Here is a 21181-nt window from a genome sequence, read left to right on the forward strand (position 1 = left end):
TGAGCTGGTACGGTTTTTTAGGATAATAAAAAAGGCAGCTAACGCTGCCTTTTCATGATCCTATTTAACTAGAAAATTAAACGGTAATCACCTCAATACCTAAGCTTGTTAATGACTCAACGAACTCTGCCGGCATACTTTTATCGGTTACCAGCACATCAATTGATTTCAGCGGCAATACATTATACAAAGCACGCTTACCAAATTTACTTGAATCGGTTACTGCAATGACTTTATCCGCGCGAGTGCACATAGTGCGATTCAACATTGCCTCGGGTTCATAATGGGTGGTGATCCCTGCTTCTGAGTCGATACCATCAACCCCTAAAATAACCTTTTTAAAGTTATACTTACTGAGTGCTTGTTCAACTTCATTTGAGTAGAAAGACATTGATTTCTTTCGTAATTGTCCACCCAGCATAAACACATTTGCATCATCAATATCAGCCAGTACATGGGCAATATTAAGGCCGTTTGTCATCACAGTAAGGCCCTGTTTATTGGTTAATGCTTTAGCAACTTCTTCTGTTGTGGTGCCAGAATCAATAATTAATGAGTCGCCATCATCAACTAAACTTGCCACAGCTTTCGCTAATAACACTTTCACAGCGTAGTTTTCGTTATGCTTATCTTTTACCGAAAGCTCTTTAGCCAATTTATCGCAGGCAATTGCCCCACCACGTGAACGGACAACTAAGCCTCGTTTACCGAGCTCGTTAAGATCATGGCGAATACTAACCTCCGAAATATCAAAGATCTTTGCAAGATCTTTAACATTTACTTTGCCATTTTCCTCGGTCATCAGAACGATTTTTTGTCTTCTTTCTATTGTGGTTAACATAGCTGGCCTGTTGTTTTAATAGCTGCTTTCAAATTCGTAGTTCAATATTACACAATTTACAGTTCCAAAGCCAAAATTAGTTTCGAAATAAAATAAAACTTTCAAAACTTACGGAATATGTTTTATGATTATTTCACAATAAACTTCTTTGGTGACAAAAATGACAACACAAAGCTCACTGTTAGAGCAAACAGAACACACCAATCGCACGCAATTACTGCCTATGATGATTATAGGTGGCTTGTTTTTTTTATTTGGCTTTATAACCTGGCTAAACGGCTCCTTGATCCCATTTTTACAAATGGTCTGCGATCTCAATCATATTGAAGCTTACATGGTGACACTGGTGTTTTATATCGCCTATACTGTGATGGCACTGCCAAGCGCGAAGATTTTGCAAATCTTCAGCTATAAACAGGGTATGTCATTCGGTTTAGGCACCATGGCATTTGGTGCAATGCTGTTTATTCCTGCAGCACAAATTCAAGCGTATTGGTTGTTTTTGGTTGCCTTATTTACTCTCGGTAGCGGCCTCACCTTATTACAAACCGCTGCGAATCCTTACATTGTACTCATTGGCTCTAAAGACACGGCTGCGGTGCGCATTAGCATTATGGGTATTCTCAATAAGAGCGCCGGTGTGGTTGCTCCACTGCTCTTCTCAGCAATGGTGTTTAGTGATATTGCGAGCTTTAGCCCTGAAGCCCTTGCTCAATTAAACAGCATTCAAAAACAATTGCAGTTACAAGAACTGGCTAATCGTTTAATTACTCCTTACTTTGTAATGGCAATTGCGTTAGGGATATTAGCGGCGTTAATCATGCTGGCTCCGTTACCTAATATTGAGCAACCAAAAACCAGCAACAACAGTGAGAGTAAATCAGTACTGCAATTTCCACACTTAGTTTTAGGCGTGATAGCTCTATTCTTTTACATAGGTGCAGAAGTCATTGCCGGCGACACCATTGGCCTTTACGGTAAAGAACAAGGGGTATTACAGTTTGCTGATCTCACATCTTACACCATGGGCTTTATGGTGCTAGGTTATGTATTAGGTATCGTGTTAATTCCCCGTTTTTTTAGTCAGCAACAGGCGCTGATATTTTCTGCGTTAAGTGGTTGTGTGTTTTCACTTGGTATCATTTTGATTGAACCGCAACAAACTGCGATTTCGAATTTAGTGCTCTTTTGGCTTGCTGATAACAGTTTTCCAGATACCGTGTTATTTGTTGCATTACTTGGCTTATCGAATGCGCTGGTATGGCCGACCATTTGGCCTATGGCCCTTGCAAATCTTGGCGATAAAACTCAAACCGGCGCGGCATTACTGATTATGGGGATTTCTGGTGGCGCTCTATTGCCTTTGGTATACGGTGTATTTGCAGAATATACAGGCAATGCACAACAAGCTTATTATCTGTTGATCCCTTGCTATGCGTTTATTCTTTATTACGCACTGATTGGTCACAAACTAACAAGTTGGCGTAAGTAACGACATGGGCAGGCTTAGTTGTTTTACTATTTAACTAGCCTGCAATTTTTCTGATGTGAAATAGCCCAGTAGCAAAAATTCACGCACGGTAAAAATACACTTATAAATTAAATACTCGTCACGCTTATCAGGGCTCACTTCTGAAAGAGGTAAGGCTTGCTGCGCTATTATGCGCTGTTGCTGCAGTGAAGAGATAGTAAATAAACCTGTGAGTTTATCTGCTAATTGCGACGATGAAAGAGCACCTTCTGCAATCAGCTCCGCGCCTTTTAAGCATGCCGTACGCTCAGTCGTAGTTTGTGTATTTGCTAGCATTAAATCTGTAAAAGCGACTAAATTAAAATACAGCTGTTCATTTGGCTCCAGTTCCAAAATAACCGCCTGCATTTGCGTGACCACATCCCGGTGAGCCGCTGTTTTAAGCACCTCAAAATGATTGTCATCCACTTTATCAAATAGCTGAGTCGCAGCCACTGGCGTAATAGCCGCACCGAATAATGCTGCTAAACATTTAATCGCATTTCGCCTTTGTAAATCAGCCATTGAACACCCCATTTTGATAATGTCGTGCAGCATGATCGGCGGCTCTTGCAGTAAATGCCATATAGGTTAACGAAGGGTTCTGATAAGCCGACGAGCACATAAACGAGCCATCAGTAACATAGACGTTACGCACACTATGAATTTGGTTATAGCGATTAAGCACAGAGCTTCTCGCATCATGCCCCATTCGCGCAGTTCCCATTTCGTGGATGGCCTGCCCCGGCGCTGAGCCTTTATCGTACGCTTGCACATTTTGGTAACCTGCTTTGGTCAGCATCTCGACGGCTTGCGCTTTCATATCCTCGCGCATGCGCTGCTCGTTTTCAGCAAATTGGCAATCGAAATTAACTAAAGGTAATCCCCATTGATCTTTTAATACCGGATCTAAGCTCATTTTATTACGATGATAAGGCAAGCATTCACCAAAGCCTATCAATGCAACTTGCCAAGGCCCTGGTTTGGCGAGCTCTTCTCGATAAGACTTACCAAAGCTAAGTTCTTTAAAACCGCGCCGCCAATCTTTACGTGTTGCATACCCTTGATAGCCATAGCCACGAATAAAACTATGCTGCTCTTTATTATTAAGGTTTCGAAAACGCGGGATATGAAAGCCAACGGGTCTATCGCCATCATTGAGATCATTATCAAAGCCTTTAGGCTCACCCGTTGCGCCAACCCTAAAATGGTGATCCATGAGGTTATGGCCAAGCTCTCCACTGTCGTTCCCTAAGCCATTAGGAAAACGTGCAGAGGTTGAATTTAATAACAAGGCTGTTGTTGCCACCGTTGATGCACAGCAAAAAATAATGTTCGCTCGTTCAATACGCTCTTTTTTAGATTCAGCATCAATCACAGTCACACCTGTGGCTTGCCTAGTTTCTGGGTTGTATATAATCTCTTTGGCAATGGAGTGAGTCTGAATGGTAAGTCGCCCAGTGCGCATTGCAGCAGGCAAGGTCGAGGCTAAACTACTAAAGTAACTACCGGTTGGGCAACCACGCATACAGCGGTTGCGCTTGGTGCATGCGGCACGACCTTGCTCAGGTTTTGCCTTGGTTAAATGCGCCACTCGCCCGATTGTTAGGTGCCGATTAGTGTAGTGGGTTAATAAACTGTGTTTAAGTTGCTGTTCTACGGCATTAAGCGCGAAGGGAGGCAAGTAAGGTCCATCAGGTAGCTGAGGTAAATTTAGCGCTTCGCCAATAACCCCGATGTAGGCTTCGACTTTATCGTACCAAGGCGCAATATCTTGATAGCGCACTGGCCAATCAACGCCGTGACCATCTTGTTTGTTGGCTGCAAAATCTATATCACTGAGGCGTAAGCATTGCCGCCCCCAAGTTAATGAGCGCCCACCAAGGTGATACCCTCGGATCCAGTCAAAACGTTGCGATTCTAGATAAGGGTGCTGCAAATCATTCACAAACCAGTGTTTTATTGACTGTTTGGTGGCATAGCCAGTGCGTGCTTGTTTAGCTTGATGCCGCTTTTCTAGCAGGCTAGCTCTGCCGCGAAATGGCAGTTGCCAATCGTCTTTAAACGCAGTGAAATAGTCAGAACCGTGCACAACCTGCCTGCCACGTTCAAGTAGCAGTACATTGAGCCCTTTTTCAGTCAGTTCTTTGGCAGCCCAGCCGCCTGTAATGCCACTGCCAATAACAATGGCATCAAATACTTTTGCCTGCATTCGTATCGTTAACTTTTAAAAGATTTGCTTACCCGCACATATCGTTGCTTGAACAGAAAAGTCTTTATCGAGCAGTGCAAAATTAGCGTGTTTACCAACCGCAATACTGCCTATTTGCTCCGCTTTATTTAAAAACTCAGCGGGTACTAAACTGGCCATTTTAGTTGCTTCAACTAGGCTTGCATCAGTTAGGTTATAAAAACGTCCAACGCCCACTTCCATGGTTAATGTACTGCCCGCTAAAGAGCCGCTTTCGGTTCTTGCAACCCCTTGCTCAACCACAATAGGAAGCTCTCCTAAGCGGTAGCGACCATCTTGTAAGCCTCCGGCACTTACACAGTCTGTAATTAGAGCAATTTTATCTGCCCCTTTTAAGCGGTAAACCATGTTCATGATGCTTGGGTGCAAATGAATACCATCAGGGATAAGCTCAACCATGGCATCGTTGTCCATCAACAGTGCGCCAGTACAACCAGGGTCACGATGATGAATACCGCGCATACCATTAAAAATATGCACACCACCGCAGGCACCATGGGCAAGAGCGTGTGTTGTTTGCGCAAAATTAGCATCTGTGTGGCCCAGCATCACCCGTACACCTTTATCAGTGATATAGCGGATCATGTCAGGTGATTTAAGTAGTTCTGGCGCTAATGCAAAGGAGCTTAAGCAACCTTCACATGCGGCATAAATTTCATCAAATCGCTGTTTAGTCAGTTCTAAAAAAAATGACTCGTTATGCGCGCCTTTATGCGCTTCTGCAAAGAATAAACCTTCGTTATAAGCCCCCAGCAACTGCGCACCCGCTAAGCCTTTTTGATAGGCACTCGCCATATTTTTATAAGCTTGAATTGATACGTCCCAGTCTGCGGTCACCGTGGTGCCAACAAACCCCGTTACGCCATGCTTTGCTAAAGCACGAGAAATAGTCTCTAGTGATTCTGGGGTGCCATCCATAATATCGCAGCCTTCACGGCCATGAATATGCAAATCGATAAAGCCCGGAAATAAACTGTGCTCACCTAAGTCTATTACCTCGATCTCGGGCTCTATTTGCGTGGTAATAGCACTAATTTTACCTTGCTCGACCAAGACCACATGATCGAGTAAAACCGCATCAGCAGTCACCACGTTTGCGGCTTTTAAGTAATAACGATTAAGATGCGCTGGAATTAGCATGAACACTTCCTATTATTGCAGCGCCTCTTACGCCGCTAGAATCACCAAATTTTGCGCGCTTCACGTCGGGCACGGCAAAACCTGAAAATAAATGAGTTTGAATTGCGTCAGGGAGCTTTTCTACAATTGCATCAATGAGCGACAAACCGCCCCCAAGTACGATAACTTCTGGGTGTAAACTTTTACTAATGGCAGCAAAGGTTTCGCCAAGAATATCTAAGTAACAAGCGAGCACCTTTAAGGCTTGCTCATCCGAGCGCTTGATATCGTTTGCCCATTCAATCGCAGATTTAGGAGATTGCGTAATATGTTGATACAAGGTTTGTACACCTGGCCCCGCAATATAACTTTCGACACAGCCATTTAAACCACAGCCACATTTTAAAACCGGCAGCTGGTATTTTTGCTGCAAATACGCAGACAGCGGTAAATGACCGTACTCCCCCGACATACCCAAGCCTTGGTTAAACAAGGTTCCATCAATGCACATACCACCCGCCGCACCAGTGCCAACAATAGCACCAAATACTCGGCTGTAACCTTCACCAGCTCCGCCATTAGCTTCTGATAAGGCGAAACATCGGGTGTCATTTAATATCGCAACAGGGCGTTTTAATAATGCTTGAAGATCGTTGGCAATCAATTTGCCTGTGGCACACGGCACATTAGCCGACAGCACTTTACCTTCATCATTAACGATACCTGGCATACCGATGCCCACCGCACCTTGGCAACCTGTCAGCTCATCGGCTTTAATTACCTGCTGATAAATTGCGTGCAAAAATTGCTGATAGTCATCCGTTGGCGTAGTAATACGCCAACTTTGCTGTTGCTCTAAATTATCATTAAAAATGGCGGTCTCTATTTTTGTACCACCAATATCGAGTCCGTAAACAGCCATACTTTACCCAACACTACTTAGCGAGAAGTTAATGGGTAAATAGTTACCCCTTTTACAACACGGTTAACTTCGCCCGTCGGACAAGGGTTATCAGGTGTTAAACCGAGTGACATTGATTTATAAAATGCAAAAATCTGACAATAGACAATATAATACAAGCCTTGCCAAACATCATCTAGCTCGACCAGTTCAGTATTTAACGCCAGTTTTTTAACCGCTAAACATTGTTGGTCATTTAATAGCTCATTATGTAAATCAGCATCATACAAACTACTATAAAAATCACTTGAGGCCATTAACAACACTGCGGTTTTATCATTAATGATGGTTTTAGGACCATGACGAAAGCCAAGCGGGGTTTCAAAGTAACTAATTAAATCCCCATTGGTCAGCTCTAAGCACTTTAAAGCCGCTTCTTTAGCATAGCCAAGTAACGAGCCAGCCCCTAAAAACACCAAACGTTCAATGTCAGTTTGCGCAAAGCCTTTGATCTCTTCAAGTTGAGTGTCGAGTAGCTGCTCTGTCTGCGTAGCTACTTGTGCAAGCTGGTTAACATCAGGGGTAAAAATACATAAGGTTGAAAGCAGCATTGAGGTGAAACTGCTGGTCATTGCAAAACTTTCATCTAAGGTTTCTTTTGGCATAAGTACACTAAAACTATTTTTTTTAGCTGCCGCCCTTTTAGCTAATTCACCATTTTCATTACAGGTAATGACTAAGTGATAGCACTTTTCAACAACTTGCTCTGCGATATCAACCGCAGCAACACTTTCAGGGCTGTTACCTGAGCGCGCATAAGAAATAAGTAAGGTTGGTGTGCTCTTTTGTAAAAACCCATGTGGGTTAGACACAATGTCGGTAGTGCTAACTGCACGCACATTTAAATCAGTTTTGGCCGTTAAATGAGGTGCTAATACTTCGCCAACATAGGCTGATGTACCCGCGCCAGTTAAAACAATTTTTAAGTTTTTAAATGCTAAAATCGGCACTAAAAAGTCATTAATTTCAGCGCGATTATTATCAACCAGTTTTGCTGTATTACGCCATGAACTTGGCTGTTGTGAAATTTCTTTTGCTGTCCAATAAGCGCTTTGTTGCTTAAGTTCTGTTTCGTTTAATGATAGATACTGCGTCATAATTAATTCTCTCTCAACACCACTTATTGATTACAAGCAAGCGAATAGGTATTCGTTACTTCCATTATTTTATTAAGTACTAACTCACGCGGTGATGAGTTAATTTTGCCATTATTCAATGCCTTGTATTGCGCTGGCATAAATTGGCTAAGCAAAGTCTGTGGAATAGTTTGCGCTTCTAAGTTGGCAAATAAGGTTTCTACTGTTTGTTTTATTTCATCTTCAGGCCAGTAGTAGCGAATACGGTCGCTATAACTATAAGCTCTAAACAGCTTAGCTTCAGCACCTTCTGTTGGATAAAACTTATTCCAGTAATGTGGCTTTTCTAGCATGATACGCTCACACACATCCCGCAAATGAGAGCGTTTAGCAGGTTCAACTAATTGATCTTCAATATAAGATAAAGCAAACAACCCTTCGCGTAGTGCGTAGGTAAGCTGTGGACCCACTTTTAATATGGCAAAGTGATCTTGCACCAACTCGTGGTAGCAATGTTCTGGCTGATAATCAGTAGAGTGAGCCTCATAAACAAGATTATCGACAGTAGTAATAAACTCTTTCAGTTTTTTCGCTTTATTACGTTGATAGTCAAAAACTTGATGGTTATCAAATTCAACGCCTGGCTGCACAACAACAGCAATAACACGCGACCACACATCACTCATGTTTAAGTTAGCAAACGCAGCCTGATGTAATTCAATTGTTTGCTGTACCCCCTCAACATGCGATACCTCAATAACTTCATGCTCTTCTGTAGCGCCACCCGGAGGAGGAACCTCAGTACCCACTACATAAAGAATATCGTTATCTTTTGAGACTAACTCAGCAGCTTGGCACATCAATGCTGCACGCTTGGCAATTTCAGCATCAGCTAAACGCGCACCATCATCACTACATGGCATACTGGCATCTAAGTGAATTTTCTTAAAACCAGCACTTGCATAGGCTTTTACTAGTTCTACAGCTTTTATCATCGCAACGTCTGCAGGCTCATTCACCCAACACACTGGGCCTAAATGATCACCACCTAAAATAATGCGCTGGGTATCTAACCCTACTTCTTCGGCTATTGCATGAACAAACTCAACAAAGTCATGGGGCTTCATACCTGTGTAACCACCAAACTGGTTAACTTGATTCGCTGTAGCTTCAATTAAAATTTCGGTGTCATCATTGAGAGCTTGCAACATTGCTGCTTCGATAACGAGCGGGTGTGCACAGCACACAGAATAAATACCCTGCGCTTGCCCTACTCGATTGTGATTTATAATCGTTTTTAATGCATTCATGGTTTTCTCCAAGCAGCTTACGCTAATGGTTAGATATCTGATTTGAAATTACAGTAGCACAGAGCGAAACCACACACAATATAATGAAAGAAAATGAAAGATAAAAAGTAAGCTTAAAATACACTAAGCACGCTATTTTACAAGGATTGAAATAGTAAAAACCAAATTTACGAAAGAATTTGAAAGCATTTAATTGTAATTAACTTTGAGTTGCGATATAACAGAAACAACTGAAACACACTATTAAAATAATCTCAGTGATTTAGGTATCGTTATGACAATAGATAGACGTAGTTTTTTAAAATCTGCCGCAGCCATTACCGCCGCGACAGTCGTGACTGGCTGTGCGAAAAGCCAACAAGGTGATAATCAGAGCACCCCACTTGCAGCACAAGGTAAAAGCGTAATGGGCTTAGCTGTGCCAGCAATGGATGTGGTACGTGTTGGTTTTATTGGGGTTGGTCAACGTGGTAGCGGCCATGTAAAACACCTTTGCCACATTGAAGGTGTTGAAATTAAAGCGATTTGCGATACAGATCAGCTGATGCTAGACAAGTCTGTTAACTATGTTGTTGAAAAAGGCTTACCTAAACCTACTGCTTATACGGGGTCTGACAAAGCCTATTTAGACATGCTGGCTCGCGATGACATCGACATTGTGATCATTTCAACACCTTGGAAATGGCACACACCGATGAGTGTTGAGACCATGGAAAGTGGTAAACATGCCTTTGTTGAAGTACCTGCAGCAACTACGATGGAAGAGTGTTGGCAACTAGTGAACACTGCTGAGCGTACGCAAAAGAACTGCATGATGATGGAAAACGTTAACTACGGCCGTGACGAGTTAATGGTATTAAACATGGTTCGTAAAGGCGTATTTGGCGAATTACTACACGGTGAAGCCGCTTATATTCATGACCTGCGTTGGCAAATGAAAGAAATTGATCGCAGTACTGGCTCGTGGCGCACTTACTGGCATACAAAAGTGAACGGTAACTTATACCCAACCCATGGCTTAGGCCCTGTATCTCAGTATATGAATATCAACCGAGGGGATCGCTTTGACTTTGTTACATCAGTCAGTTCACCAGCACTTGGCCGCGCCGCTTATGCAGAGCGTGAATTCCCTGTAGGCCACGAACGTCGTTCACTAAAATTTACTGCTGGCGACATGAACACCAGTATTATTAAAACAGTGAAAGGTCGTAGCATTATGGTGCAGCACGACACCACAAGCCCGCGCCCGTACAGCCGCCATAACCTAATTCAAGGTACGAATGGAACATTTGCCGGTTTCCCTAACCGTATTGCCCTTGAAGATGTGCCACCAGCGATTGCAAAAATTTATCAACAGCAATATGAAGCTGAGCTCGCAGCGTGGGAAAAAGCGGGTTCGCAAGGTCGTAAGCCACATTTACAAAACTTCCATAGCTGGGATCAAGATATGGAAAAATGGCGTGCTGAATTTGATCATCCACTGTGGAAACGCATGGGTGAAGAAGCGGTTCGTAACGGTGGCCATGGCGGTATGGACTTCATTATGCTTTGGCGGATGATCTACTGCTTACGTAATAATGAGCCACTCGATCAAGATGTATACGATGCCGCAGCATGGTCATCAATCTTCCCGCAAAGTATGGCATCGGTTGCAGATAGAAGTAACAGCAAAACAATTCCAGACTTTACCCGTGGCGCTTGGCAAACAGGCAAGCCTCTGGGGATTGTGGCTTAATACACCTTAACTAAAATATAAAGCCCGCAGCGTATGCTGCGAGCTTTCCTAATCAATAATAATTATTCGTTAATTTGCGACGCAATATCAGCATAGTTTGCTTGAAACTCAGCGTGGCGAGTTTGTGCTGCATCAAATGCACTGAAAGTGACTTGTTGCCATCCACCTGAGTTTGGTTTTGCTGTATTTGCTTGATCTATCATCACATTTTCTTGACGTGTTTTAAAACTTGCTGAACCAAAATCGCTGGCCTCGAGTGTTTCACGGTAAGTTTTATTTGCCCAATAGCGATCCCAACTGTCGCTATAAAATGTATCTGTACCACGGTAATGACTAACAATCACTGGCGTATAGAACACTCCCCAGTTACCTAAGAATTCGACTGTTTCTTTGTCTTGCTGATTTGCATAGCGAAATGCATGAGTACCAATACCATCTTTATGAAAAACAACCATAGGATGACCGTTTTGCTGGAGCACTTCATTAAACGCTCGCGTATCATAATTACCATGGGCACTGGTGCTTATGTGACTAATATACTCATTACCACTTTCTTTCACAGTCCAAACGATCACCGTTTCAACGTCATGACGATGTCCACCCGCAAATGACCAGTGAACTGATTGATCCTTTTCAAAATAGAGCTCATAAAAGTGCGCACAGTATTGGTCTTGGTTATCTGTTTGATGGCATAACTGACGATGCATAGTATTCGCGAATAGCTCCCAGCCAGTATCTCTACATCCTCCCCAAGGCGTTTTCCATGCCGCATCTTCGCCTTTGTTTTGCGCCAAATTATTATTTTTATCAAAAGGTGTGGCTGGATAACAGCCGTCCGAGTCAAAATCAAATACCGGTGCAAAATTACGTACTGCTGCTTGATTATACCAAGTCACTGCTTCATCTAAACGAGGCAATTCTTGCCCAAAAGCAGCATTCGTTATTAAAAGGCTTGCCGTGGTTAATGCCATTAATTTATCCATATTATGTTCCTTATTCTCTGTTGATGAGTGACACTTGAGTGCCACTATTTAGACGAAACATTTCCCATTTAGTGGACAAGAAATTCAATGAAAGTTTTCTTACAGAGTTAATGAAAGGCTAAGTACAAAACGGCGACCAAATTGCTCAACCTTCATAAGAGATGAAGCATCGTTTGTTTGCACCTCTCGAACAAGACTTTTGTCTGTGGCATTAAAAATATCAAAACGCAATGCTACCGCATCAGAGAAAAACCAACTGTAGCTGAGATCAACACTGGTAAACTCATCAATATATACATCAGCATTATTCGATAAGTCTCGTTGCTCTAAAAACTCGCTTCGATAATTAACGTTAACAGCACTTTGCCATCTCTTAGCATTAAACAAGAAGCGCAGATTTGCAGTTAGTTCAGAGACCCCTTCAATCTCAGGGTTGTTAATTTGCTTAGCCGTTAATTTAGCGTCCAGCAACTGACTAACACTCGTTATCATACGACTTTGCAAAAAAGAGTTTGATAGCATAGGCAAACTCAAATCAGCACTTAATTGCAGCCCATTTATTGTTGCTTGGCCATCATTGGTTGCCTGTAAAGCTGGGTACTGTTGCTGTTGATAGGTAATGGCTTTAATTTGTTCAACAATAAAATTATCGAGTTGGTGATTAAAGGCCATGAGTTGCAGGTTATTTTCTTCTGTTAACCAATTGAGCGATAGACTTGTCGTATCTGCTACCACGGGTTTTAGAGTTGGATTGCCGACTTCTGCATAAGGTAATCCTCCAGAATTAACATGAAGCTTTGGGTTTAAGTCAGAATAATTAGGTCGATTCACTGCTCGGCTATAGCCTAATCGACCAAGCCATTGGTCAGACAATTGCCATTTAAGATTCAAAGAAGGCAACCACATAGAGAATTTAACTTGCTTATAAAGCTCTTCTAATTGGTTATTCTCATTGAGCTGATACCCTAATGTTTTACTCCTTGTATCACTATACCTAAGTCCAAAAGCAACCGTTAAGCTTTCAAGTTCTGGTATCTGCCATAAACTGTGAATATAGCTTTCATAGGCAGTAAATTTGTTTTCATAGCTATTCAAGTAATCATTGGTGTGTCGCTCAGAAAAGGGCAGCTCAATATCATAAAGCTGCAAAAGATCACGTTTTGGGATCAACCAAGCTTGCATTGGCTGCGATAGAAAATCAGCTTTAAATGGCTTATTCAGAGGCTCCAACCAACGGCCATCAAGATCAGGTAAAGCAGCTAATTGTGCTTTAGATAAATTAATATCTTGGCGCAGGTATTGATGAGATTGTGCTGATTTTACGGCACCAAACTGCACACTCGACAACCCCCAACTAGATGAAACTTGCCATGTATTATCGACTCCCCACTCTGTTACTTGGTCATTGACCTCTATCATACGTCGACTCAACTGCGACAACTGCGAGTAACTATTAACCAGTGCTAGATTTGTAGCAAATTTATACTGAGCCAATTTTTTGCCTGAAATCGAAACCGCTGCTGACACAGGCTTTAAATCAACATGAGTTCGAGTAATAGGGGCTTTGGTTGCACTAAGTGATTCACTATGGCTATAAAACGGACTTATTTGCCAGTGGCTACCGTCTTTTGCATACCATGTTGGTATGATTTGAAAGCTCTGATTATGGTAATAAAGACCGGATTCTTCTCGTGAGGATTTACTTTGCGTGGCGCCAAACTGCACATTTTGAACACTATTGTTCTTTTCATCTAAGGTGGCTTTAGCCTGTTCACTTAGAGGATTAATCGAGAGACGATGCTCATCGTAAGTAAAATCTGTATCCGAACGAAGCCATAGCGTATCTAACTCGAACTGCGGGTGCGGTCGCCAAGCTAGGTTTGCATAGTAACTCGTTCGTGTCCTGTCTTCATTTTCGATGGTCAGTGCTAGCGTATCGGTAGGTACTAAGCTATTACTTTCTAATCCCTGCCAATAATAAGCTGCGGGAGCTCCCTCATTATTGCCCCAGTGCCACGTTTCAAATTGAAATTGCCTTTGTAATCGGTTCTCGTAATTAAATTTAACAACCGCAGCTAACTCCTCATCAGCTGAAAGAGTATTCGCTGTTAAGCCAAAACTTGGTTGAAAGTTACGCTCACCTGCAAGTGCAGCACTGGTCAGAGTTACCTTTAAATGATCACCATCAAATGAAAGCGGATCATCACTCACCAAGTTAACTGTCGCTCCTGCCGCTCCGCTTGGAAACCTTGAGTCAGCCAATTTGTATACCGCAATATTAGAGAAAAGTTCGGCGCTAAATGTATCAAAACGGTACTGCTGACCGTATTGATTCGAGTTACGAACGTTTTCAGTATTCGCTAACCTGTGACCATTCAATAACGTTAATTGATACTCTGGTCCAAGTCCCATCGCACTTATATTAAGTGCTTCGCCGCGATCTCGGGAAATACTCATACCAGGAATAGCCTGCAATGCCTCAGCTAAATTCTCTGCGGGCAATAAAGAAAGCATTGCGCCATTAGCAAAGTCAGCTTCACCTAAGTAATTTTGCTTTTGTTGCTGTGCATAGTCTGCACTTTGTTGATAGTTTCGGTCATAAAGACGTGTATAGGCTTTGCTATGCTTATCGCCCGTCACCGTCACTTCTTCCATCACAAGCTGTGATGGAGTTTTACTTTGTATTTTAACAGACTTTGAAACCACAATTCCCGATGGGGTTTGCTGCCAAATAAAGCCATTTTTTAGTAATAATGTATCAAGGCGTGCTTCTATACTGTTAGCTTTAGGAACTTCAGCTGACGGTAAAACCACGTCACTCACTAACTTATCTGGGTAAATAATTGCAACTTGGTACTGCTCAGCCAGTGCATTAAGCGCTGCTTTTAGGGTGCTTTGTGCAGCATATAGCTGCTTGGCATACACACCAAACAGCATCAAAGCAAAGCAGAAAATACGCCCCATTAACTTGCATCCTCATTACTAGAGGAAAACATTGTGTCTATTTTCGATGAAAGGTTTATGACAAAATCATGTCAATTTCGAGCCTTTTTACTTAACTCAATGCTATCAGGATACTGCTTGACATCGAGTGTATTTAGCTGAGCAATTAACTTTGCGGCCCCAAATATATCGTTAACAGCAAAGCGACCACTTACTTGTATATCTGCCGACACATTTTTTAACACGACCGGTTTTTCGCTATAACGGTTTAACTGAAATAGAGCATCATTGATAGACACGTTATCTAAGTCCAACCAGCCTTGCTGCCAATCAGGTTGTAAAGCATTAAATTGCGATACCTGTATTGCAGAATCGCTCACTCGGGCACGCTGTCCTTTCACTAATTCAACATGCTGCAATCCATCTAAACTAGTCACTGACACTTTGCCATGAAAAACCTCGACTAAGGTTTCACGCAATGTTTTATCCACATTAAAAGCCGTACCAAGCACTTCAATCGTGGCATTGCCTGCATCAATAGTGAATGGCCGCGATTCATCACGGTGCACAGAAAAGTACGCTTCGCCTTTACTTAAGATTGCTTTTCGAGTTTGACTATTTTCAGTAAATTCAAGTTGAGCATGCACATTCATTGCAACCTGTGTCCCGTCAGACAAGCTGACTTGCTGTGCTGTATCACTACTAAATTGCTGCACAGCTACAAGATTAGAGGCTGGTATCGAGCGCTGTTCATTTAGTGGCATTAACGTCCACATGAAAATAGCAAAGCACGCTGCTACAGCACCGCAGCCCCAAGAGTATTGCGCTAAACGACGACGTTTTTTAGCTTGTTCAAGTTGTTCATTCTGTTGCGTATCCACCAGCTCAAGCGCGGCTAATAATGCAGGGTCGTCCCAAATAGCCTTTTCTAGCGCATTATCCGATTCGTAATCATGTTGGTGTGAAGAGTTCATCGTTATCTCAATTACTCGTAATACTAATGTGACGGGTTAATCGCCCTAACGGGGACACTCATGCATTAAAAAATACTCAGTCATGGCATTTTTTAGCATATCCATTGCCCGCGAAATATGTTTTTTTACCGCTTCTTCAGAGATCCCCAAACTGCTTGCGATCTCAGAACGAGTTTGGCCTTTAATCCGACGCCGAATAAACACGTCTCTACGCAGTGCTGGCATTTGTGACAAAATACGCTGATAGAGCGCAATACGCTGCTCATACTCAAGCGCGGACTCAAGCGATAACGCCTCACAATGCGGCTCATGCTCTAAGCTTTCTGGTATTTTCTTTTGCTCACGATGATGATCAATAACCAAGTGCTGGGCCATTCGATAACCATATGCCAGTGGATTATCTATCGGATCTAAATGCTCAGAGTTAAGTGCTTTTAGCAGCAACTTTTGAAATAAATCGTCCGCATCCGCACGCTCTGCAACGGCTTTGCAAAAAAAACCTTTAAGCGCGTCTTGATTGGCTATAAAGCACTGCAATAAGGTTCTGCTATGCGCTGTAACTGTATTATTCAAACCGTTAGTCATTGAAGGTAAAGCCATAATTTAGTGGTGAAGGCTAGCTTATTTATCTAGATATAACGCAAATGCTAGCCTAAAGGGGACAGCTGTTTGATGATCATTTGGTTACAGTTTTAAGTAATTATCGACTTAAAAACGTCACGAAAGCTTCACGAAAAAAGGCGTCCCCTTCTTTGTTATTGCAGCGTCTTTACAGGCGAATTTAAACCAAATATTGCATTTAACAGGAATTAACTCACATGACGTATCGTGCATTTTCATTATCACCTTTAGCACTTGCTGTTGGCTCATTATTAATCACTCCCGCTTACGCAGAAAAAAACCAAGAACCGATTGAAGAAATTGTTGTCACTGGCAGCTACATAAAAAGTTTAGAAAAAGCGATTGATTTAAAACGCACAAATATTGGCTTCTCAGATTCAATAGTGGCATCTGATATTGCTGACTTCCCAGAGCAAAACTTAGCGGAAGCTTTACAGCGTATGCCAGGTGTTACTATTGAACGTAATAAAGGCCTAGGTCAAAAAGTCAATGTACGAAGCTTACCGTCTGAGTTTACATTTGTTTCTATTAATAACCTTGCCACAGCCTCTGGCAGTGGTGGCCGTGATGTTGAATTTGATATGTTCGCTTCAGAGATAATTCAAAGTGTCACTGTAAAAAAATCACCAACAGCAGCAGACGAAGAAGGTGGCATTGCCGGCTCTGTAGCCATTACCACTGCGCGCCCATTTGACTATGATGGTCGTCAAATCGTAGCATCAGTTGAGGGGGCATATAACGACATCTCAGAAAAGAGCGATCCTAAATTTGCATTCTTAGCAAGTGATACCTTTGGCGACTGGGGTGCGCTTGCCTCATTTGCATACTCGGAACGTACCAACAGAACAGATAGCAACTCTGGTATTGATTTTCGTCCTTTATCACGCTGGCTAGAAAAGTCAGGATCCTCGCAATGGCAATCAGATCAAGCTGCTGATGTTCTAGAACGCGATACGGGTATCACTATAAATGATCGTTTCGATAAAGATGAGACTAGCCGTGTAGTGTTTATGAATAAAGTCGGCGACAGAGCTTTCTTAACAGAACAAGAAAAGTGGGGCGCAACCTTATCACTGCAATATAAACCGAGCAGTGAGTTCAGCCTCACCTTTGATGCTTTACTTGGTAACTTTGATAATCATGAGGATCAATATGACGCAGCGGCCTACTCTGCTTCAAGTATCAGCTCATTAGAAAAAATAAACAATTACGATAACACCACCCTTGCTGACTATGGTATTACCGTTTTAACTGATGTTAACTATGCCGCAACGCAGCACGAATTTTTAAGTAAGGAAAATAGTAGCGATACAGACTATCAACAATTTAGCTTAACCCTTGATTGGATGCTGGGCGATTGGGAAGTTTACGGAGTAGTTGGTTACAGTGGTGCAGACAAACTAGCAGAAACAACTAATTTAAAGCACACAGCATACCGCCCAACTCGTACTCGCTATACATCAACTGGTGGCGAAACGATTCCCAGTGATAATCCAGATACATTTGACATGTATAATTCTCCTGAAGCTTATACATTTGACTATTATGAGGTAAATTTAGAAGATATCTCTGATGACAAATATGCGGCTCAGCTCGATTTTAGCCGCCATTTTCAACTAGACTTCTTCCCTGCATTATCAAAAGTACAGTTCGGTGCGCGTTATACAGATAAATCTAAACAACGTAATTATGGTAGTAACAGAGTTACAGGCTCTTCTGCAGGTGATTCATCATGGGTAGGCACACGTACTTTAGCTGATAGCGAAATCCATGATATTTCAGATTTAGTGTCAGGTGGTGAGTATCTATCTGATGTATCGTCTAAACAAGACTGGAGTCAAATTTCAAATAATTATGCACGAAATGAATTACGTTACGATGGTTTTGCAGTAGATTTCGCACCGGATGAGTTTTACGAAGTATCAGAAAAAACCACCGCTATTTACGCTATGGCTGACTTTGTATTTGATATTGGCACATTACCAGCTACTTTAAACGCGGGTGTCCGTTATATCGATACCGATGTTAATTCTTCTGGCTATCACCAAGTACAAAGTGATGACGGTAGCACAGGCTATACGCCTGCGCCTATTTCAAAAGAAGGTAACTACAAAGAGACCCTACCAAGCATTAACTTTAGTTTAGAGCTTACAGACAACCTATTATTCCGCGCTGCTGCATCAGAAACATTTATTCGCCCAGCACTGACTGATATTGCCTACAAACGTACAGTTAGCTTAAGTGAATTTAAATATCGTGACGGTAACCCTGATCTTAAACCTACTTACGCAGACCAATGGGAAACCGGTTTAGAGTGGTACTTAGAAGAAGGTGGTTTACTTGCTGTGTCTTACTTCGAAAAAGAAATTGAAGGTGTAGTACGTGAATCCCTTACAGGTGTTGTAAATGACGTAACTAAATATAACGACAATGGCACTGTCGATGGCGTGTATGATTTTGACGTTTATCAAAAAGTAAACGCTGAAGGGTCTTATGATGTAAGTGGTCTTGAATTTATTGCACAAATTCCATTTTCCCGCTTCCACCCAATGTTACAAGGTTTTGGTATAAATGCTAACTACACTACGCTTGATAACTCGCTCACTGGCGCGTCTGATTTAGCGATTCCAACACCACCAGAAGGGCTTAGCTGACGAAACCTATAACCTTACCTTTTATTTTGAGAATGACAGCTTTGATGCACGCATTTCTTACAACTACAAAGATAAATATGTTGAATACATAGAACGCGATATGTATCCAGTTTACCGCGATGCTTACGGTCAAACAGATGTTTCGTTTGGCTACAAAATAAATGACACGATAAAAGTCACCCTTGAGGGCATCAATATTACAGATGAGGAGACCACGGGCTACACCATAGCACCTGCTTTCCCAACTATGTATGAGTTCTCGGGTCGTCGCTTCTCATTAGGCTTACGCGGCAGTTTCTAAGCGGATCATCGGGGCGGTGCGCCCCGATTTTTTCAGTAAGGCTATATTAATGCGATTATTTGCACTACTTTCACTGCTTTTTGCGACGTTTCAACTCTATGCCAAAGAGCTAAACACGCAAATTGCTTTTATACCAGATATACATTTTCACGATATTTACGCTGACTTTAGCCAAGCTGGCTTCGCTGGCATTAAGCTCGATAACCAATCGAAGCCTGTCTCTATTCGCAGCATGAAATCTCAGCTTCACTCAACTCGATTATTTAATGAAAACTACTTTGCTCTGATAGCAGCGCTAGATGATATTGCCGCACGCGGCGTGAAATTAGTGGCATTACCGGGGGATTTTACCGACGACGGACAACCTGTTCACCTAAAGGGATTAAAAACTCTTTTAAGTGATTACAGCAAACGCTATGGAATGCGCTTTTTTGCTATTCCAGGCAATCATGATCCTGTTAAGCCAATAAGAAGTGCGGCTGGTAAATCAGACTTGTTAGATGAGCAAGGCCGTGAGGTGGCAATTTTTAGTAACGACCACGCTATGTGTAAAACCCCTCATACTGATTTCTTGTTTTGCGATGATGCTATTAGCCACGGTGGCTATCAAGAAATCATGGACGCGATGTCTGAATTCGGTTTAAAGCCACAGAGCCAAGACTTGCTATGGCAAACACCTTTTTTAGATAATCACGCTTCTTTGGCCGAGCGCCAGTACCAGCAGTGCACTAATGATAATAAGCACTGTGTAATGATCCCTGATACGAGTTACCTTGTTGAACCTGTTGCAGGATTATGGCTTTTAGCTATCGATGCCAATGTTTATTTACCTGAGTTTAAGAATAACCAACTTACTTTCAAGGGATCAGGCAATGCAGGATACAACAAGGTCTTAACGGAAAAGCCGTACTTATTAAGTTGGATAAAACAACTTGTTACCGCAGCAAAAGAACAGCACAAAACACTGATTGCATTTAGTCACTTTCCAATGGGGGAGTTTTACGATCAGCAAAGTGAATCAATTAAGGACTTGTTCGGCGACAACGCTTTTCAACTAACTCGAAAACCCACAAATCAGACGCAAAGTGCGTTAGCTGAAACTGGGCTACGTTTGCATATTGGCGGCCATATGCATATGAATGACACCCGTATAATTAGAGCAAAGAAAAACACGCTTTATAATATTCAAGCTCCATCCATAAGCGCTTACCGCCCAGCTTACAAGCTCGTAAGTATACTTGGAAGTGAAGCCAAAGTTGATACAGTACTACTTGATTCCATAGCTAACTTTGACACATTATTTCCTGCTTATGAGAGAGAATACGATCACTTAGCAGAGCATAATCCAGATGAAAAATGGCTTGCGGATATTCTAGGCAGCGAAAACTATCAGCAATTTACTTTGCAACACCTAGCCGGACTCGCAAAATGGCGATTTATACCTAAAGAGTGGCCTGACAGTTTTAAAACCCAGCTAATCTCATATAGCTTCCAGGAGCTATTAACACTTTACGATAGCCCTACAAGCCCTCCAATAACGCAAGCTTCAGATGCTTTGTTGAGTAAAGTCACTTTATTTGATTTTATTCGTGACTTTTACCTACTACGAAATGCAGGTTCATTAGCATTTGAAGATATTTCAAAAGAACACTTCAAAACTTATAAGCTGATAACACAGCAGTTAAATGCTATGGGGCAATGCTTACCAAGGCAAATGAGTAAAATAGCGCAAACAGTTGATGTCTGTACTCTACAAGTGGGCCTTAGCAAAGCGCTTACTATTTTCGAAAAACTAGCAGCAGGTGAAAATGATCGCTGCTTGATCATTGATCTGAATCTAAAAACTAATAAGCCAGCAAAAACCTGTGATTCCATAAATAAAAGCGGCACCTAAGTCGATGC

The 21181-nt window shown here is 42.1% G+C and carries 16 protein-coding genes; 5 read left to right on the forward strand and 11 right to left on the reverse strand.

Features of this window, described 5'->3' with window-relative positions:
- Positions 1–76: 76 nt before the first annotated feature.
- Positions 77–841: a transcriptional repressor AgaR gene (gene agaR / locus L0Z67_RS14555; RefSeq protein WP_062568600.1), complete on the reverse strand. Its 765-nt coding sequence runs from the start codon at positions 839–841 to the stop codon at positions 77–79.
- Positions 842–1001: 160 nt separating this feature from the next.
- Between agaR and L0Z67_RS14560 the strand changes: the two genes are divergently transcribed.
- Entirely contained in the window at positions 1002–2333 is a 1332-nt protein-coding gene (locus L0Z67_RS14560) for a sugar MFS transporter (protein ID WP_405128184.1), read from the forward strand.
- 30 nt (positions 2334–2363) lie between these two features.
- Here the strand turns inward: L0Z67_RS14560 and L0Z67_RS14565 are convergent, their stop codons facing one another.
- The 6 genes from L0Z67_RS14565 to L0Z67_RS14590 are packed head-to-tail and all read right to left on the reverse strand — an operon-like array spanning position 2364 to position 9068.
- Entirely contained in the window at positions 2364–2876 is a 513-nt protein-coding gene (locus L0Z67_RS14565) for a hypothetical protein (RefSeq protein ID WP_062568598.1), read from the reverse strand.
- Positions 2869–4563: a GMC oxidoreductase gene (locus tag L0Z67_RS14570; RefSeq protein ID WP_062568597.1), complete on the reverse strand. Its 1695-nt coding sequence runs from the start codon at positions 4561–4563 to the stop codon at positions 2869–2871. The genes L0Z67_RS14565 and L0Z67_RS14570 overlap by 8 nt, the downstream gene beginning before the upstream one ends.
- Positions 4564–4578: 15 nt before the next feature.
- Positions 4579–5742 carry an N-acetylglucosamine-6-phosphate deacetylase gene (nagA, locus tag L0Z67_RS14575; RefSeq protein WP_405128185.1) on the reverse strand — a complete coding sequence of 388 codons (1164 nt, stop codon included), beginning with the start codon at positions 5740–5742 and terminating at the stop codon, positions 4579–4581.
- Complete coding sequence (locus L0Z67_RS14580; RefSeq protein WP_237127226.1) at positions 5720–6643, reverse strand: ROK family protein; 924 nt, start codon at positions 6641–6643, stop codon at positions 5720–5722. The genes nagA and L0Z67_RS14580 overlap by 23 nt, the downstream gene beginning before the upstream one ends.
- A 17-nt stretch (positions 6644–6660) precedes the next feature.
- Positions 6661–7779 (reverse strand): SIS domain-containing protein, encoded by a 1119-nt coding sequence (locus L0Z67_RS14585; RefSeq protein WP_237127227.1) that lies wholly within the window; start codon positions 7777–7779, stop codon positions 6661–6663.
- A gap of 23 nt (positions 7780–7802) precedes the next feature.
- On the reverse strand, positions 7803–9068 hold the full coding sequence (locus L0Z67_RS14590) for a D-tagatose-bisphosphate aldolase, class II, non-catalytic subunit (protein WP_405128186.1): 1266 nt from the start codon (positions 9066–9068) through the stop codon (positions 7803–7805).
- A gap of 274 nt (positions 9069–9342) precedes the next feature.
- Between L0Z67_RS14590 and L0Z67_RS14595 the strand changes: the two genes are divergently transcribed.
- The gene (locus L0Z67_RS14595) at positions 9343–10803 is read left to right on the forward strand and encodes a Gfo/Idh/MocA family protein (protein WP_062568593.1); all 1461 of its coding nucleotides are present in this window, start codon (positions 9343–9345) and stop codon (positions 10801–10803) included.
- Between the two features lie 62 nt (positions 10804–10865).
- On the opposite strand, the gene L0Z67_RS14600 is transcribed toward L0Z67_RS14595, so the two are convergent.
- The 4 genes from L0Z67_RS14600 to L0Z67_RS14615 all read right to left on the reverse strand — a co-directional run bounded on the left by L0Z67_RS14600 (position 10866) and on the right by L0Z67_RS14615 (position 16288).
- Positions 10866–11786, reverse strand: coding sequence for an NPP1 family protein (locus L0Z67_RS14600; protein WP_405128187.1), 921 nt, complete (start codon positions 11784–11786; stop codon positions 10866–10868).
- Positions 11787–11885: 99 nt separating this feature from the next.
- A complete protein-coding gene (locus L0Z67_RS14605) occupies positions 11886–14750 on the reverse strand; it encodes a TonB-dependent receptor (RefSeq protein WP_405128188.1) in 2865 nt (954 codons plus the stop codon).
- Positions 14751–14821: 71 nt separating this feature from the next.
- Entirely contained in the window at positions 14822–15703 is an 882-nt protein-coding gene (locus L0Z67_RS14610) for a FecR family protein (RefSeq protein ID WP_062568590.1), read from the reverse strand.
- 45 nt (positions 15704–15748) lie between these two features.
- Positions 15749–16288, reverse strand: coding sequence for an RNA polymerase sigma factor (locus L0Z67_RS14615; RefSeq protein ID WP_062568589.1), 540 nt, complete (start codon positions 16286–16288; stop codon positions 15749–15751).
- Positions 16289–16521: 233 nt separating this feature from the next.
- Between L0Z67_RS14615 and L0Z67_RS14620 the strand changes: the two genes are divergently transcribed.
- The 3 genes from L0Z67_RS14620 (at position 16522) to L0Z67_RS14630 (ending at position 21173) form a co-directional block, all read left to right on the forward strand.
- A complete protein-coding gene (locus L0Z67_RS14620) occupies positions 16522–18978 on the forward strand; it encodes a TonB-dependent receptor (RefSeq protein ID WP_405128189.1) in 2457 nt (818 codons plus the stop codon).
- A 100-nt stretch (positions 18979–19078) separates the two neighbouring features.
- A complete protein-coding gene (locus tag L0Z67_RS14625) occupies positions 19079–19279 on the forward strand; it encodes a hypothetical protein (protein WP_405128190.1) in 201 nt (66 codons plus the stop codon).
- Positions 19280–19328: 49 nt separating this feature from the next.
- Entirely contained in the window at positions 19329–21173 is a 1845-nt protein-coding gene (locus L0Z67_RS14630; RefSeq protein WP_405128191.1) for a metallophosphoesterase, read from the forward strand.
- The last annotated feature ends 8 nt before the right edge of the window (positions 21174–21181 follow it).

This window comes from Pseudoalteromonas sp. PB2-1 (assembly GCF_045040605.1).
GTDB classification, from domain to species: Bacteria; Pseudomonadota; Gammaproteobacteria; order Enterobacterales; family Alteromonadaceae; genus Pseudoalteromonas; species Pseudoalteromonas arabiensis.